Source organism: Phyllobacterium sp. 21LDTY02-6, from assembly GCF_023554255.2.
In the GTDB taxonomy this organism is placed as follows: Bacteria; Pseudomonadota; Alphaproteobacteria; order Rhizobiales; family Rhizobiaceae; genus Phyllobacterium.
The window spans coordinates 669,190-684,094 of record NZ_JAMJWD020000002.1; the positions used below are offsets into that span (position 1 = coordinate 669,190).

Consider the following 14,905-nt stretch of genomic DNA (forward strand, 5'->3'; position numbering starts at 1 on the left):
GGCTTCAATACTTGGCCATTACAAATGGCGCCGTGGCATCTGGATAGCGCCTTTCGCCGCATCGGATGCCGCACTCGGAGACGGTCCTTCCGGTCACCCCTTGCCCGCGAGCGGCCCAATGGCTACATAACCCAGGGTTTTCAGGAGAAACATATGCTCGCTCTTATTCGCACCATCGATCTGGCCCTTGATATCTACACGTGGATCATTATCGCCAGCGCGATCTTTTCATGGCTTTATGCATTCAACGTCATCAATTCGAGCAACAGATTTGTCGCCTCCATCGGCGAGTTCCTTTACCGCGTGACCGAGCCGGTCCTGCGCCCCATCCGCCGCTTCCTGCCGGATCTCGGTGGTATAGACATTTCGCCGATCGTGCTCTTGCTGTTGATCTTCTTCGCACGGCAACTGCTCTGGACGACGATCGCCCCGCTGCTGCTTTAAGTGCAGGCCGCCGCTTTCTTCCGCAAGGACGCGCAGGGCGTCACGCTTTTTGTAAGGCTGACGCCGAAATCATCGCGCGATTGTCTGGAAGGGCCGGAGCTTGCCGCGGACGGACGTTGCCATTTGAAGGCGCGCGTTCGCGCCGTTCCCGAAAACGGCAAGGCCAATGATGCCCTGATCCGGTTGCTGGCGAAGGAACTGGCGATTGCGCCACGGGAGATCAGCGTGATTTCGGGAATGACGTCGCGGCTGAAGCAAATCAGGCTGCAGGGCGAACCCGGAGAACTGGAGCAGAAATTGCTCCTGCTGGTCTAGTCGAACCTGTGCAATGAAAAATGCGGAGCGATCCAGCCGGCGCGCTCCGCATTTTCGATGTCGTCGGTTTCAGGCGTCGTTGCCCTTGGCCTGGTAGCGCTCGATCGCTTCGGTGATAAGCTGGCGCGCCGCATCTTCATCGCCCCAATCGCCGATCTTGACCCATTTGCCGGGCTCGAGATCCTTGTAGTGCTCGAAGAAATGCTGGATTTGCTTCAGGGTGATTTCCGGCAGGTCCGTGTAATTGTGCACCTTCTCGTAACGCAGCGTCAGGTGCGGCGAAGGCACGGCGATGATCTTCTCGTCCTGGCCCTTGTTGTCCTCCATCACGAGCACGCCGATGGGGCGGACATTGATGATGCTGGTCGGCATCAGGGCGCGGGTATTGCAGATCAGCACGTCGATGGGATCGCCATCATCGGACAGCGTATGGGGCACGAAACCGTAATTGCCCGGATAGGTCATCGGCGTGTGCAGGAAGCGATCGACGAAGAGGGCACCGGAATCCTTGTCCAGCTCATATTTGATCGGCTGGCCGCCGACAGGAACTTCTATGATGACGTTGACATCTTCAGGAGGATTATTGCCGACAGGAATGGCATCAATGCGCATAGTCTGGGAGTCCTTGTTGGTTTGTGAAGTGCTGTACTGATTTTTGGCCGGTTGCGCAACAATTGCACGCCTATTGGCCTGGGTAGAATCGATTTGTGGTTGAATTAGGCTAGGGAAAAGGCCGTTCGGCAGCGTTCGAGAGCCGCGGCGCGGTGGTGCAACTCACCTCGCCCAGCCATCGCCGGGCGGGCTCAGCTCCAGGCAAAGGCGACTTTCCGCAGCGTGCGCCCTTCGAAACACTCCACGCCTTCCGCAATGTCGCGCCCGCCGGCGCCGATATAGAAGGCGATGGCGAGTTCATTGTCTTCCAGAGCCCAGACAACGGTGCCCTTGAGCCCCTGTCCGGCGAGATTCTGGCGGGCCGCCGCCATCAGGCGGGAGCCGATGCCGGTTCCCTGATATTCGGGGCGAACATAAAGCTCATAGATCTCGCCGCGTTGCGGCAGCTGCCGCGCCCTGTTCGGGCCGAGCGTGGCGTAGCCGGCAACGATGCCGCCCACATCCGCCAGCAGGATCTGCGTCGAGCGCATGATCGCCCGGCGCCACCATTCCGGACCGCGCCGCTCCAGCATGGTGTTAAGGGTCTTGTGCGGGATGATGCCGCTATAGGCGCCCTTCCACGCAGCCATATGGATGGCTGAGATCGTCACGGCATCGGCAGGCGCTGCCCGCCGGATTTCGGTGACATGCGTTTTCATCGTCCGCGAGCATAAACCCGCCGCCCGGCGGTTCGCAACACGCAATGAACCCGGGTGGAGAAGAAAAAGGGGCAAACCGGGAGGAAAAGAAAAGGCGGTCCGTGGACCGCCTTTCAGGTTCAAGCTGCGCCAGCAGTCTTGCTGCTCTTCTCGAAGCGCTTGCGCTCGTTGGAGTCGAGATAGAGCTTGCGCAGGCGAATGGACTTCGGCGTGACCTCGACCAGCTCGTCATCCTGGATCCAGGACAATGCACGCTCGAGCGTCATGCGGATCGGCGGCGTAAGCTTGACGGCCTCATCCTTGCCGGCGGCACGGATATTGGTCAGCTTCTTGCCCTTCAGCACGTTGACTTCGAGATCATTGTCGCGCGAATGGATGCCGATGATCATGCCCGCATAGACCTTGACGCCGGCATCGATGACCATCGGACCGCGATCTTCGAGGTTCCACATGGCGAAGGCGACGGACTCGCCCTGGTCGTTGGAGATGAGGACGCCATTATTGCGGCCGGCAATCTCGCCCTTGAAGGGCTCGTAGGCCCGGAAAAGACGGTTCATGATCGCGGTGCCGCGGGTATCCGTCAGAAGCTCGGACTGGTAGCCGATCAGGCCGCGCGTCGGAGCGTAGAAAACCATGCGCACGCGATTGCCGCCGGATGGGCGAAGCTCGACCATCTCGGCCTTGCGCTCGGACATCTTCTGTACCACGGTGCCGGAATATTCCTCATCGACGTCGATCAGGACTTCCTCGATCGGCTCCAGAAGATTGCCGTCCTCGTCCTTCTGCATCACGACGCGCGGACGCGAGACGCCGAGCTCGAAACCTTCGCGGCGCATGTTCTCGATGAGAACCGCGAGCTGCAATTCGCCGCGGCCGGACACGAAGAAGGAGTCCTTGTCGCCGGATTCCTCGACCTTCAGGGCAACATTGCCTTCAGCTTCCTTGAGGAGACGATCGCGAATGACGCGGCTCGTCACCTTGTCGCCTTCGGTACCCGCCAGCGGCGAGTCGTTGACGATGAAGGACATGGTAACCGTCGGCGGATCGATCGGCTGCGCATGCAGCGGCTCGGTCACTTCCGTTGCGCAGAAAGTATCGGCGACCGTGCCTTTCTGCAGGCCGGCAATGGCGACGATGTCACCTGCATGGGCCTCATCGATCGGCTGGCGCTCGAGGCCGCGGAAGGCGAGGATCTTGGAGATACGGCCTGTCTCGAGCTGGGTGCCGTCGGCGCTGAGGACCTTGACCTGCTGGTTCGACTTGACCGTACCGGAATGAATGCGGCCGGTGATGATGCGTCCGAGGAATGGATCGGCTTCCAGGATGGTGCCGATCATGCGGAACGGTCCATCGCCCACCGTCGGCTCCGGTACGTGGTCCAGAACCATGTCGAACAATGCCGAAAGGCCCTGGTCCTTGGGACCGCTCGGGTCCTTCGCCATCCAGCCATTGCGCCCGGAACCGTAGAGAATCGGAAAATCCAGCTGCTCATCGGTAGCATCGAGCGCCGCAAAAAGGTCGAACACCTCATTGACGACCTCTTCGTGCCGGGCGTCCGGGCGGTCGATCTTGTTGATGGCGACGATGGGACGAAGCCCGACCTTCAGCGCCTTGCCGACGACGAACTTGGTCTGCGGCATCGGGCCTTCGGCAGCATCGACGAGAACGATCGCGCCATCGACCATGCTGAGGATACGCTCCACTTCGCCGCCGAAATCGGCGTGGCCGGGCGTATCGACGATGTTGATGCGTGCATCCTTCCAGACGACGGAGGTCGCCTTGGCAAGAATGGTGATCCCGCGCTCCTTTTCGATGTCGTTGGAGTCCATCATGCGTTCGGCGACACGCTGATTATCGCGGAAGTTGCCGGACTGTTTCAAAAGTTCGTCAACAAGCGTGGTTTTGCCATGGTCAACGTGTGCGATGATCGCGATGTTGCGCAGTTTCATGAGTGTCTCTTTGGAAATATCGGGGCTAAACGGAAGCGCCGCTCTACATTTGCGCGCTCCATACATGTTTTTTCGCATTTGCGAAAGGGGGCGGCGTGCCTTTCTGCCGCCCCCGTCATCGCCGAGGCCTAGAGAAGCGTGCCCGAAAGTATGAGCAGCGCTATGCTGAAATAGATAACGAGGCCCGAAACATCGACGAGAGTCGCCACGAATGGCGCCGATGCACTGGCCGGATCAAATCCCAGCCGCTGCATGACGAAGGGCAGCATCGAACCGGCGAGCGAGCCGAAGGTGACGATGCCGATCAGCGCGGTTCCAACGGTGGCGGCGATCAGTATCCAGTGCGGGCCGTAATCATAGAGGCCGAGCATCTGCCAGGTGGTGATGCGCGCAATGCCGATCGCGCCGAGAAACGAGCCGAGCACCAGCCCGGTCGGTATTTCGCGCAGGGCCACCTTCCACCAATCCCTCAGGCGAATGTCGTTGAGCGCCAGTGCCCGAATGAGCAGAGACGTGGCCTGCGAGCCGGAATTGCCGCCGGAGCTCATGATCAGCGGAATGAACAAGGTCAGCACGACCGCCTTTTCGAGTTCGACCTCGAAATACTGCATCGCGCTGGCGGTGAGCATTTCGCTGAGGAACAGCACGCCGAGCCATCCGGCCCGCTTCCGTATCATCTGGAGGAAGCCGATCTGCATGTAGGGCCGGTTGAGGGCTTCCATGCCGCCGAACTTATGCGTGTCCTCGGTCATCTCCTGCGTCATCGCATCGATCACGTCATCGACCGTCACGATGCCGAGCAGGCGCCCGCTCTTGTTGACGACAGGCACGGCCAGAAGATCGTGTCGCCGGAAGAGGCGGGCGACCTCCTCCTGATCTGTCAGCGGATGCACCGTCACGGGCGTGATATCGCGCCCTGCCTGCATGATCGGCATATCCGGCGCCGCGCTGATCAGGGTGCGCAGGGCGAGTGCGCGAAGAAGGCGCTTCGTCTGCTTGTCTACCACATAGATGGCGTAGACGGTCTCGCGCGAACGCTCCACCTCCTTGATGTGCCGCAAGGTTGCCGCGACCGTCCAATCGGACGGCACGCTGACATATTCGACCGTCATGAGGCTTCCGGCGGTATTGGGCGGATAGCGCAGCAGGTTGCGCAGCGCGGCGATGGTTTCGGGCTGCAGTCCCTCCACCAGTCTTGCCCTCTGCGAGGGGTCGAGTTCGTGGAAGATGTCGGTCACCCGGTCCGTCGACATTGCTTCGATGATCGCGCAGGCCGTGTGTAGCGGCAATCCGACAAGTACGGCCGGAGCCTGCCGCATCTCGGGTTGGTCAAGTATCTGGACCGCCTGATCGAGTGGCAGGGCGGTGAAAATATTGATGATGTCGTCCAGTTCGAGTTCTTCGAAGAGCTCGATCGCGTCCGCGGTGTGCATCGCGGCAAGCCGTGCTGCAAGGTCGAAATCGGCGCGCGCCGTCCGTTCGTTGATACGGATTTCGTTCATTATAGCTCGCTTTCTGTCGATCCGCCGTCAAAGGGGACCGAGCGAGCTGATTTTCAATCAGTCCACGGTCGCCATCGACGGCGCAAACAATCGACTACTGTCGTCGTTGGGCATGGATCTTTTCCCGGTTGAAAATGAGCGGTTGCCGGAATGCAGCCGCCTGGGCGTCATTTGGCTCCGCAGGCGCCAAAAGTCAAGTTGCGTCATGAGCGGACTGTCTCATTGCGCGGATCATACAATGCGCCTGAATGGATGGTCGCCGGAAAACGGTCGCCTGCCACCACGAGTTCGTAGGTCCCGGCGGACAGAAACTCGTCGGAAACGCCGTCTGAATTGCGCACATAGCCGAGACCGATGGGCTTTGCCACCGTATATCCGAAACCGCCGCTCGTGAGATAGCCGACCGGCTCGCCATTTCTCAATATGGTTTCGCGCCCCAGGAGTACCACATAGGGATCGTCCACCGTGAAGGTCATCAAGCGCTTCGTCAAAGGCGCTGAACTTGTGATCTCGCAGGCTTCGCGCCCGATGAAGTCCTCACCGCTGCCGAGCTTCACGGCCCAGCCAAGGCCGGCCTCGAAAGGTGAATCATTGGGCGTGATGTCGGCGCCCCATGCCCGGTAGGCCTTTTCCAGGCGCAGCGATTCAAGCGCGCGATAACCGACCGGGCGAATGCCGAATTCCTCGCCGGCCGCCATGAGCGCGTCGAACAGCGTGCCGAGATCGGCCATGGGCGCATGCAGCTCCCAGCCGAGTTCGCCGACATAGGTGACGCGCAAGGCGCGCACGGATACGCCGCCGATCATGATCTGCCGCACATTGCCAAAGGGAAACCCGTCATTGCCGACAGGCAGCGAAACCAGCCGGGCAAGGACGTCGCGCGCCTTGGGACCCATGAGCGACAGCGTCCCGTATTCCTCGGTGACATCGCTCAGTTCTGCATCGAGGCCGGCCGGAATGTGTTCCTTGATCCAGGTGAAATCATGGGTGCGGAACCCGGTTCCGGTGACGATGTAGAACCGGTCATCGGCCAGCCGCGCAACCGTGACATCGCATTCGATCCCGCCGCGGCTGTTGAGCAATTGCGTGTAGGTCAATCGTCCGGCCGGCTTGGCGACATTGTTGGCGCAGACGAAGTTCAAAGCCCGGGCGGCATCTGTTCCCGCGAGTTCGAATTTGGCGAAGGAGGATTGATCGAAGATGCCGACCGCCTTCCGGACGAGCGCATGTTCCTGCCCCACCGCATCGAACCAGTTCTGGCGTCCCATGGAATAGACGTCCGCCGGCGCGGTTCCGTGGGGAGCAAACCAGTTCGGCCGTTCCCAGCCGAGTTTCGAGCCGAAGACGGCTCCGTGAGCCTTGAGCCGCTCATAGAGCGGGGAAGTGATGGCGGGCCGTCCGGTCGCATATTCCTCGTGCGGGAAGGCGATCGTGTAATGTTTCGAATAGGCTTCCAATGTGCGGTCGCGCACCCAGTTGCGGTCGCGGTGAAGCTCGGAGAAACGGCGAATATCCACCGTCCAGAGGTCGAGCGGCGCCTCGCCGTCCACCACCCATTGGGCGAGAACCCAGCCTGCGCCGCCACCCGAGGCGATGCCGAAGGCGTTGAAACCCGCTCCGACGAACATATTCGCGCATTCCGGGCCGCGGCCGAGGATGAAGTTGCCGTCGGGAGTGAAGCTTTCCGGCCCATTCACCATCTGTTTGACGCCGGCATCGGCCAATGCCGGCACTCGGGCGATGGCCTGGACCATATGCTGTTCGAAATGATCGTAATCATCGTCGAAAAGGCGGAACTGCCAGTCATCGGGTACATCGCCCGTGGTCCAGGCCTGAGGGTTCGGCTCGTAGCCGCCCATGACGAGGCCGCCGACCTCCTCCTTGAAATAGATGCGCCGGTCCGGATCGCGGAGCGTGGGTGCGTCAGGAGCCAGCCCTTCCAGCCTCTCCGTGATGATATATTGGTGCTTTACCGGCTGCAGCGGCACGCTCACGCCGGCCATCGCGCCCACCTGCCGCGCCCACTGCCCGGCGCAATTGACCACTTTTTCGCAGCCGATGTCGCCCTTGTCCGTCCTGACGCGGACGATGCGGCCGTCTACGAGATCGAAGCCGGTAACCTGCACGTTTTCGACAAGCCTCGCCCCGTGCATGCGGGCGCCACGCGCCAGCGATTGCGTGATGTCGGAAGGGCTTGCCTGCCCATCGGTCGGCAGCCAGCTCGCGCCGATGAGATCATCGGTGTTCAGCAGTGGCCACATGGCCTTCACCTCGCCGGGCGAGAGCAATTCCATCTCCATGCCGAAGCTGCGCGCCGTGGTCGCCAGCCGCTTATATTCCGTCCAGCGGTCATCATTGGTCGCGAGCCGCAGGCAGCCGGTCATCTTCCAGCCGGTTTCGAGACCTGTTTCCTCATGCAGCCGCTTGTACAGATCGACTGAATATTTGAGCACGCGGGTGATCGACGCCGACGAGCGCAATTGGCCGACGAGCCCGGCAGCATGCCAGGTGGAACCGGATGTCAGCTGCCCCATTTCGAGCAGCAGGACATCGGCCTTGTGGTCTCTTGCCAGATGGTAGGCGGTGGAACAGCCGATTATGCCGCCACCGATGACAATGATTTCCGCGTGGGAGGGCAGGCTCATGTTGTTTTCCGTCATTGTACAGGGATAGATCCAGTAGAGATCAGGATGTGTGGTTCATTCGAAATCGCGCCAGCGCAGCGTGATAGCGGTCGAGATTCTGGTCGGTATAGGCAGCGTAGTCGACGCCGGGGGCGTTCAGGTACAGTTCGGAAACCAGGCTCCACATCACCTCGCGCAGCAGCGACGCGCATTGCATGGCGGCGTGGGCGCGCCTCAGTTCCGGGTCTGGCGGCGCCTGGAAATAGGCACTGAGCAGCGCTTCCGATTCCGCATCGTCGAAACCGGCATTGGATGCAAGGCCCGCGAGGTCGAACATGGCGGTGGAAAAGCCGGCATATTCGAAATCGATCAGCCAGAGCCGCTGGGCATCCTCAAGGATGTTCGCCGGCAGAAGGTCATTATGGCCGAAGACGATGGGCAGCGGCTTCTGCGCCGCTTCAAGCTCCGCTGCGACCCGCAGGAATTCGGGCAATTGATCGGCGAGACGGCTTTTGCCGGCGATCAGCGTACGGGAATAGTCACGTATCGTATGGAACACCCAGAACATGAATCCCGGGCCCTCGATATGCTCCGGCATGGTATGGTGGAAATCGCGGATCAGGCTGGCGACGCGTTCGATGTTCGCGCGCACATCGGTGGCTTCCCAGGTTTTGGCGCCGAGATATTCGCTGACCATGACGCCATCGCCGGAATGGCAGAGCCTCGGCGCAAAACCCGCACGATGCGCGGCTTGCGTGATCATTGCTTCTCGATGGCGCGAGACGTGATGGAAGGGGTAGTCCTGGCCGAAACGCACGACATACCTGCCCGTCGCGTCCTCCACCAGATAGCTCTCATTGCTGATGCCGCCCTTCAGCGCCGACACATGCAGCTTGCCTTGCCAAAGCGGCAAGGAGGCAATCCGGCTGTGCGCTGTGGCTTCGGGCATGATCTCACCCGAGCCCGGATACATTGCCTGTCGCATATAAAGCGGGCGGGGCAGCGTGGTTCGGCAGACTCACCATGAGCAACGCATTCGTTTCATGAGGTTGTGAGCTCTCCACGGAACAATGGCGGTGTCTATGGCATTGATAGTTCGTGCATCCGGATCAAGGTCTTTTTGGTTTTTACCGGAAACTTCCCCTCATGATGAGCCTGTCGAACCACGCTTCATTTTTATGATCCGATGCTCTGCCAAGAAGAATGTATTGTCAACAGAAATATGAGGTATAATGTGGTTTTTGCACCGCTTTTGTTGTGATCTTGTGGTAATCAAGACCATTAACAGCCAGAAACGGTCAGGATTCGGTCAATGGCATCCAAAAGGCGCGGTGAGATCAAAAAGCTTGTGCAGGAGCATGGCGCCCTGTCGATCTCCGGTCTTGCCGATAGGCTCGGCGTGTCGCTGGAGACGATCCGGCGGGACGTGAAGCCGCTCGTCGATGAGGGTGCGATCGTGCGGACCCATGGCGCGGTGGGCCTGCCGCAGCACCTTGGCGAGGCGCCCTTCGAGGCGCGCATGCGGGAGAATGCGGCGGCCAAACGAAGCATCGCGCAATTCGTTGCTGCCACTATTCATGATGGCGACTCGATCATGCTGGACACGGGAACCACAACGAGCTTCCTGGCGCGCGAGCTTTTGCAGCACCGCAACCTTACCGTCGTCACCAATTCTTCCGATGTTGCCCGCACGCTTGCCACCATGAACGGCAACAAGGTGTTCATGGCGGGCGGCGAACTGCGCAGCGACAATGGCGCGGCCTTCGGCGTGCTGGCGCTGGAATTCGTCGGCCGGTTCCATGTGGACCACGCCGTCATCTCGGTCGGCGCCATCGATAGGCAGGGCGGCATCATGGACTACGATCTCGAGGAAGCGGAATTTGCGCGGACAGTTCTGTCGCGCGGGGCCCGCAAGCTCGCGGTCACGGACGGGACCAAATTTGGCCGGCGGGGCCTGGTTCAGGTGTGCGGCCTGGGCGGCGTCGATGAACTCGTCACCGAGCGGGAGCCGCCGGCGGAACTGGCGCAGGCGCTGAAGGCTGCCGGCGTATCGGTTCACATCGCGCCTGCACGCGCCTGACGGCAAGAAACGGATTGGCGGCACGGCGGGAGCCTTCTAGCATCGGGGGAGTTCGACGCAGCGGAGCAGATTCGTGCAGCAGATATTGGTGAGCCGCGAGATAGAGACACCGCTTGGGCCCATGGTCGCCATGGCCGGGGAAAGTGGGCTGGTGCTGTTGGAGTTCTCCGATCGTCCCGCCTTGCCACGCGAGAGGGATGAACTCGAACAGCGCTATTGTTATCGGATCAGCCCGGGCGACAATGCTGTTCTCAGGCAGGTGGAATCCGAATTGCGGGCCTATTTCGCCGGCGAGCTGACGGGTTTCCGCACGCCGCTATCGCTTCCGGCGACACAGTTCCAGCAAAGAGTATGGACAGCGCTGCAGGGCGTGCCGTTCGGCCACACGCGCACCTATGGTCAACTGGCGCAGCAATTGGGCAATCCCCACGCCAGCCGGGCGGTCGGTGCGGCCAATGGCCAGAACCGCGTCTCCATCATCGTACCCTGTCACCGGGTGCTCGGCGCGGACGGTTCGCTGACCGGTTATGGCGGCGGCCAGCGCCGCAAACGGTATCTGCTGGACCTCGAGCATCGCGTCCGCGCCGCCGCCGCCGGGACGCCGGTGTTTCATCCGGTGACGGCGCAGGCTTCGATGTTCTAGCGTCTGGCGGGTTCAGATATTGGCCCCGCCGTCGATGGTGAAGCTTGCTCCGGTGATGGATTTTGCTTCATTGCTCGCAAGGAAGGCGACCAGCGCGGCGACATCGCGCGCCTCGCCGAAACGCGGAATAGCCATGAGTGCGCGCTGGGCATCGGCGTGATCGCCACTGGCGGGGTTCATGTCCGTATCGGTCGAGCCGGGCTGGACGATGTTCGCAGTGATCTCACGCGGACCGAGATCGCGCGCCAGAGCCTTCGTCAGGCCGAGAAGCGCAAACTTGCTGGTCGAATAGGCGACAAGGCCGGGGAATGGCACCTGTTCGCCGAGATTGCTGCCGATGGTGATGATGCGCCCGCCGGTCTGCATCTTCGCGGCGGCGGCCTTCGCGGCGACGAAGCTCGCACGGACGTGGATCTCCATCACCCGGTCGAACTCTTCGAGGCTGAGCTGGTCGATCGTATCGACCGAAAACACACCGGCGCTGTTGACGAGAATATCCAGCCCGCCAAGCGTGCGATGGGCCTCTTCCACTGCGTTTTCCACCGCGACCGCATCGCGATTATCGGCCTTTATGGCGATAGCCTTGCGGCCCAGCGCCTTGATCGAATTGGCGACCGCATCCGCCTTGTCGGGGGAACTCGCATAGGTCAACGCAATATCGGCGCCGTCCTCCGCGAGCTTCAAGGCGATGGCGGCACCTATGCCACGGCTTCCTCCGGTGACGAAAGCGGTCTTGTTCTGCAGGCGCGACATCATGTTTCCTTTCTGTAATGATTACTACAGAAGTACATGGCAAGCTTGCAACGCGCCGTCAAGTGATTTATGTATCAATCGTTACAAAAGGAGTTTCACGACATGCCGGCGAGGGGCCGACCACGCGCTTTCGACAGGGATGCTGCACTTTTCTGCGCCATGCGGGTGTTCTGGGAGCAAGGCTATGAGGGCACGTCCATGGCGGAGCTTACCAGCGCCATGGGTCTCAATGCGCCCAGCGTCTATGCCGCGTTCGGCAGCAAGGCGGAGCTGTTCAAGGCTGCAGTCGAAGCCTATTCGGAACATGTCGGCGCTGAAATCTGGGATGCGCTGTCCAAAGCGGAAACCGCCAGACAGGGTTTCGCCGATTTTCTCGACCAGACGGCGCTCGCCTATACGCGGGCGGACCAGCCGCATGGGTGCATGATCGCGCTCGGCGCCCTGCATGGCGGTGCGGACATCGTTCCCGCCTGCGGAATGCTGAGGGAGAAGCGGCTGGAGAATATTCGCCTTCTCCATGAACGACTTTCGCAGGGCATCGAGGATGGCGACGTGCCCGAGGGCGTGGATTGCCGACAGATCGCGGAGTTTTACGCCACGGTCCAGCACGGCATGTCGATCATGGCGCGTGACGGCGGATCGCTGGAACAGCTGCGCAGAACCGCAGCGGCGGCCATGGCAGCCTGGGATGGGCTCGCCGGGACGCAATCATAAATGCAATTGGTGGCATAAATGCAATTGGCGGCATAAATGCAAATGGGCGGCCAGGCCGCCCATTCAATCATCATTAGCGCAGCAAGCTTATTCGCTAGCGGCGGCTTCTTCTGCCGGAGCTTCTGCAGCGGCTTCCGCCGGAGCTTCGGCAGCTGCCTTGGCGGCTTCAGCTTCGGCCTCTGCCTTTGCACGGGCATCTTCTTCAGCCTGCTTGGCCAGGGCAACGCGCTCCTGGGCCTTCTTGCCGGGCTGTGCCTTCTCAGGATTGTTGCGGACATCGCGCTTGGCAATGCCGGCCTGGTCGAGGAAGCGCAATACGCGGTCCGTCGGCTGGGCGCCGTGGCCGATCCAGTATTGGATGCGCTCTTCGTTGAGCTTCACGCGGTCGCCATCCTTCGGCAGCATCGGGTTCCACGAGCCGACTGCCTCAAGGAAGCGGCCGTCGCGCGGTGCGCGGACGTCGGCAACGACGACGTGGTAGTAAGGACGCTTCTTCGACCCTGCGCGGGCCAGGCGGATTTTCAATGACATTCTTGGTCTCCTAGTTTTATCGAGCGCCGTTCTCTCTGGCAGCTGTTGTTTCGTGATGTCTGATCACTTCCTTGACGATGAAGTTCAGGAACTTCTCGGCAAAATCGGGGTCGAGGTCCGCCGATTGCGCCAGACTGCGCAAGCGTTCGACCTGTAGCTTCTCGCGAGCCGGATCGGCGGCCGCAAGACCGTTTCGTGCCTTCAGGACGCCGACTGCCTTGGTGCAGCGAAAGCGTTCTGCGAGCATGTGAATAAGCGCCGCATCGATATTGTCGATGGAAGCGCGCAGTTCGAGCAGTTCCTTCGGGAGAGATGGCGTGCTCATGATCACCCTTTCTTCTTCGGCAGGCCGGGCAGGCCGCCGCCCAATCCGGGCAAGCGCGGCATTCCGCCCATGCCCCCCGGCATTCCGCCGCCGAGACCTGGCAGGCCGGGGCCCTTGCCGAAACCGGCCGCCTCCGCCTGCTTCTGCAGAGCTTCGAGCTGCTTCGGATCCATCTTGGACAGGTCCGGCATTCCGCCCATGCCCCCCATGCCCCCAAGACCGCCGAGGCCCATCTTGGCTCCGAGCCCGCCCATCATCTGTTTCATGATGCCACCTTTGCCCTTGCCGCCCATGGCCTTCATCATGTCGGCCATCTGGCGATGCATCTTCAGCAGCTTGTTGATGTCGGCGGCATTGGTGCCCGAGCCCTTGGCGATACGCTGCTTGCGCGAATGTTTCAGCACATCCGGGTTGCTTCGTTCGGCGGGCGTCATCGAAGCAATGATCGCGAGCTGGCGCTTGAATATGGAATCGTCCAGTCCGGCCGCAGCCATCTGGTCCTTCATCTTGCCCATGCCGGGCATCATTCCCATGATGCCGCCCATGCCGCCGAGCTTCTGCATCTGGCCGATCTGGTCGGCAAGATCGTTGAGATCGAACTTGCCGGTCTGCATCTTGCGGGCCATCGCCGCGGCTTTTTCGGCATCGATGTTCTCGGCTGCCTTCTCGACCAGGGAGACGATGTCGCCCATGCCGAGAATGCGGTCGGCGATGCGCCTCGGGTAGAATTCCTCCAGCGCATCCATCTTCTCGCCGGTGGCGATGAGCTTGATGGGCTTGCCGGTGACGGCGCGCATGGAAAGAGCGGCACCGCCGCGTCCGTCGCCGTCCATGCGGGTAAGGACGAGACCGGTAATGCCGACGCGCTCATCGAAGGAGCGGGCGAGGTTGACCGCATCCTGCCCGGTCAGCGCATCCGCGACGAGCAGGATCTCATGCGGGCTTGCCTTTTTCTTGATGTCCGCCATCTCGAGCATGAGCGGCTCGTCGATATGGGTGCGTCCGGCAGTATCGAGGATGACGACGTCATGACCGCCGAGCTTCGCCGCCTGTACGGCGCGCGCCGCAATCTCCACGGGGCTCTGTCCGGCAATGATGGGCAGGGTATCGACGCCGGTCTGCACGCCGAGCTGGCGCAGCTGCTCCTGCGCGGCGGGGCGGCGCGTATCGAGCGAGGCGAGGAGAACCTTCTTCTTCTGGCGTTCGGTCAGGCGCTTGCCGATCTTGCCCGTCGTGGTGGTCTTGCCCGAGCCCTGCAGGCCGACCATCATGATGACGACAGGGGAGGGAGCATTGAGATCGATGGTGACGCCCTCGGCACCGAGCATGTCGACGAGTTCGTCATGGACGATCTTGACGACCATCTGGCCGGGCTTGATGCTCTTGAGAACTTCGGCGCCGACTGCCTTGGCGCGCACCTTGTCCGTGAACGAACGCACCACGTCCAGCGCGACGTCGGCTTCGATCAGCGCACGGCGCACTTCACGCAATGCGGCAGCGACATCCGCTTCCGACAAAGCGCCACGGCCGGTAAGGCCGTTCAGTATCGAACCCAGTCGTTCCTGTAAGCTCTCGAACATCCGTCTTCCTTTATCCTTTCAGAACTCGTTCCTGAAAGGTAAGCCATCATCCGCGCCAGGCAAGACGCCAAAGCAATATGACATCCGAGGGCGCATTGCGCTGTCGGATGTGGACCGCCGGGATCGTCGAACCCT

The 14,905-nt window shown here is 61.3% G+C and carries 15 protein-coding genes; 5 read left to right on the forward strand and 10 right to left on the reverse strand.

The window, feature by feature from the left end; all coding sequences use genetic code 11:
- Positions 1-153: 153 nt before the first annotated feature.
- Positions 154-444, forward strand: coding sequence for a YggT family protein (locus tag M8997_RS09565; RefSeq protein ID WP_250016699.1), 291 nt, complete (start codon positions 154-156; stop codon positions 442-444).
- Positions 445-759, forward strand: coding sequence for a DUF167 family protein (locus M8997_RS09570; protein WP_250016701.1), 315 nt, complete (start codon positions 445-447; stop codon positions 757-759). It begins immediately after the preceding gene.
- 69 nt (positions 760-828) lie between these two features.
- On the opposite strand, the gene ppa is transcribed toward M8997_RS09570, so the two are convergent.
- The 6 genes from ppa to M8997_RS09600 all read right to left on the reverse strand — a co-directional run bounded on the left by ppa (position 829) and on the right by M8997_RS09600 (position 9,093).
- On the reverse strand, positions 829-1,371 hold the full coding sequence (gene ppa / locus M8997_RS09575; protein WP_250016703.1) for an inorganic diphosphatase: 543 nt from the start codon (positions 1,369-1,371) through the stop codon (positions 829-831).
- A gap of 191 nt (positions 1,372-1,562) precedes the next feature.
- On the reverse strand, positions 1,563-2,069 hold the full coding sequence (locus tag M8997_RS09580) for a GNAT family N-acetyltransferase (RefSeq protein ID WP_250016705.1): 507 nt from the start codon (positions 2,067-2,069) through the stop codon (positions 1,563-1,565).
- A gap of 119 nt (positions 2,070-2,188) precedes the next feature.
- On the reverse strand, positions 2,189-4,018 hold the full coding sequence (typA, locus tag M8997_RS09585) for a translational GTPase TypA (RefSeq protein ID WP_250016707.1): 1,830 nt from the start codon (positions 4,016-4,018) through the stop codon (positions 2,189-2,191).
- A gap of 128 nt (positions 4,019-4,146) precedes the next feature.
- The gene (mgtE, locus tag M8997_RS09590) at positions 4,147-5,520 is read right to left on the reverse strand and encodes a magnesium transporter (RefSeq protein WP_250016709.1); all 1,374 of its coding nucleotides are present in this window, start codon (positions 5,518-5,520) and stop codon (positions 4,147-4,149) included.
- 203 nt (positions 5,521-5,723) lie between these two features.
- The gene (locus M8997_RS09595) at positions 5,724-8,165 is read right to left on the reverse strand and encodes an FAD-dependent oxidoreductase (RefSeq protein ID WP_250016712.1); all 2,442 of its coding nucleotides are present in this window, start codon (positions 8,163-8,165) and stop codon (positions 5,724-5,726) included.
- A 40-nt stretch (positions 8,166-8,205) separates the two neighbouring features.
- Positions 8,206-9,093, reverse strand: a complete 888-nt coding sequence (locus M8997_RS09600) for a choline/ethanolamine kinase family protein (protein WP_250016714.1) — start codon at positions 9,091-9,093, stop codon at positions 8,206-8,208.
- 363 nt (positions 9,094-9,456) lie between these two features.
- Between M8997_RS09600 and M8997_RS09605 the strand changes: the two genes are divergently transcribed.
- Positions 9,457-10,224 carry a DeoR/GlpR family DNA-binding transcription regulator gene (locus M8997_RS09605; protein ID WP_250016715.1) on the forward strand — a complete coding sequence of 256 codons (768 nt, stop codon included), beginning with the start codon at positions 9,457-9,459 and terminating at the stop codon, positions 10,222-10,224.
- 73 nt (positions 10,225-10,297) lie between these two features.
- Positions 10,298-10,867 (forward strand): methylated-DNA--[protein]-cysteine S-methyltransferase, encoded by a 570-nt coding sequence (locus M8997_RS09610; protein ID WP_250016718.1) that lies wholly within the window; start codon positions 10,298-10,300, stop codon positions 10,865-10,867.
- 12 nt (positions 10,868-10,879) lie between these two features.
- Here the strand turns inward: M8997_RS09610 and M8997_RS09615 are convergent, their stop codons facing one another.
- Positions 10,880-11,620 carry a 3-oxoacyl-ACP reductase family protein gene (locus tag M8997_RS09615; protein WP_250016720.1) on the reverse strand — a complete coding sequence of 247 codons (741 nt, stop codon included), beginning with the start codon at positions 11,618-11,620 and terminating at the stop codon, positions 10,880-10,882.
- A gap of 102 nt (positions 11,621-11,722) precedes the next feature.
- Here M8997_RS09615 and M8997_RS09620 point away from each other — a divergent pair, with 102 nt between their 5' ends.
- Positions 11,723-12,334, forward strand: a complete 612-nt coding sequence (locus M8997_RS09620; protein WP_250016722.1) for a TetR/AcrR family transcriptional regulator — start codon at positions 11,723-11,725, stop codon at positions 12,332-12,334.
- An 87-nt stretch (positions 12,335-12,421) separates the two neighbouring features.
- On the opposite strand, the gene rpsP is transcribed toward M8997_RS09620, so the two are convergent.
- The 3 genes from rpsP to ffh are packed head-to-tail and all read right to left on the reverse strand — an operon-like array spanning position 12,422 to position 14,770.
- Entirely contained in the window at positions 12,422-12,865 is a 444-nt protein-coding gene (rpsP, locus tag M8997_RS09625) for a 30S ribosomal protein S16 (protein WP_250016724.1), read from the reverse strand.
- A gap of 16 nt (positions 12,866-12,881) precedes the next feature.
- Positions 12,882-13,190: a chorismate mutase gene (locus M8997_RS09630; RefSeq protein WP_250016726.1), complete on the reverse strand. Its 309-nt coding sequence runs from the start codon at positions 13,188-13,190 to the stop codon at positions 12,882-12,884.
- A gap of 2 nt (positions 13,191-13,192) precedes the next feature.
- Positions 13,193-14,770 carry a signal recognition particle protein gene (ffh, locus tag M8997_RS09635; RefSeq protein ID WP_250016735.1) on the reverse strand — a complete coding sequence of 526 codons (1,578 nt, stop codon included), beginning with the start codon at positions 14,768-14,770 and terminating at the stop codon, positions 13,193-13,195.
- Positions 14,771-14,905: the final 135 nt, after the last annotated feature.

Excerpts from the sequence above, each read along its gene's own strand:
- M8997_RS09565 (WP_250016699.1), top strand. The coding sequence starts at position 154 with ATGCTCGCTCTTATTCGCACCATCGATCTGGCCCTTGATATCTACACG.
- ppa (WP_250016703.1), bottom strand. The coding sequence starts at position 1,371 with ATGCGCATTGATGCCATTCCTGTCGGCAATAATCCTCCTGAAGATGTC.
- M8997_RS09580 (WP_250016705.1), bottom strand. The coding sequence starts at position 2,069 with ATGAAAACGCATGTCACCGAAATCCGGCGGGCAGCGCCTGCCGATGCC.
- typA (WP_250016707.1), bottom strand. The coding sequence starts at position 4,018 with ATGAAACTGCGCAACATCGCGATCATCGCACACGTTGACCATGGCAAA.
- mgtE (WP_250016709.1), bottom strand. The coding sequence starts at position 5,520 with ATGAACGAAATCCGTATCAACGAACGGACGGCGCGCGCCGATTTCGAC.
- M8997_RS09595 (WP_250016712.1), bottom strand. The coding sequence starts at position 8,165 with ATGAGCCTGCCCTCCCACGCGGAAATCATTGTCATCGGTGGCGGCATA.
- M8997_RS09600 (WP_250016714.1), bottom strand. The coding sequence starts at position 9,093 with ATGCCCGAAGCCACAGCGCACAGCCGGATTGCCTCCTTGCCGCTTTGG.
- M8997_RS09605 (WP_250016715.1), top strand. The coding sequence starts at position 9,457 with ATGGCATCCAAAAGGCGCGGTGAGATCAAAAAGCTTGTGCAGGAGCAT.
- M8997_RS09615 (WP_250016720.1), bottom strand. The coding sequence starts at position 11,620 with ATGTCGCGCCTGCAGAACAAGACCGCTTTCGTCACCGGAGGAAGCCGT.
- M8997_RS09620 (WP_250016722.1), top strand. The coding sequence starts at position 11,723 with ATGCCGGCGAGGGGCCGACCACGCGCTTTCGACAGGGATGCTGCACTT.
- rpsP (WP_250016724.1), bottom strand. The coding sequence starts at position 12,865 with ATGTCATTGAAAATCCGCCTGGCCCGCGCAGGGTCGAAGAAGCGTCCT.
- M8997_RS09630 (WP_250016726.1), bottom strand. The coding sequence starts at position 13,190 with ATGAGCACGCCATCTCTCCCGAAGGAACTGCTCGAACTGCGCGCTTCC.
- ffh (WP_250016735.1), bottom strand. The coding sequence starts at position 14,770 with ATGTTCGAGAGCTTACAGGAACGACTGGGTTCGATACTGAACGGCCTT.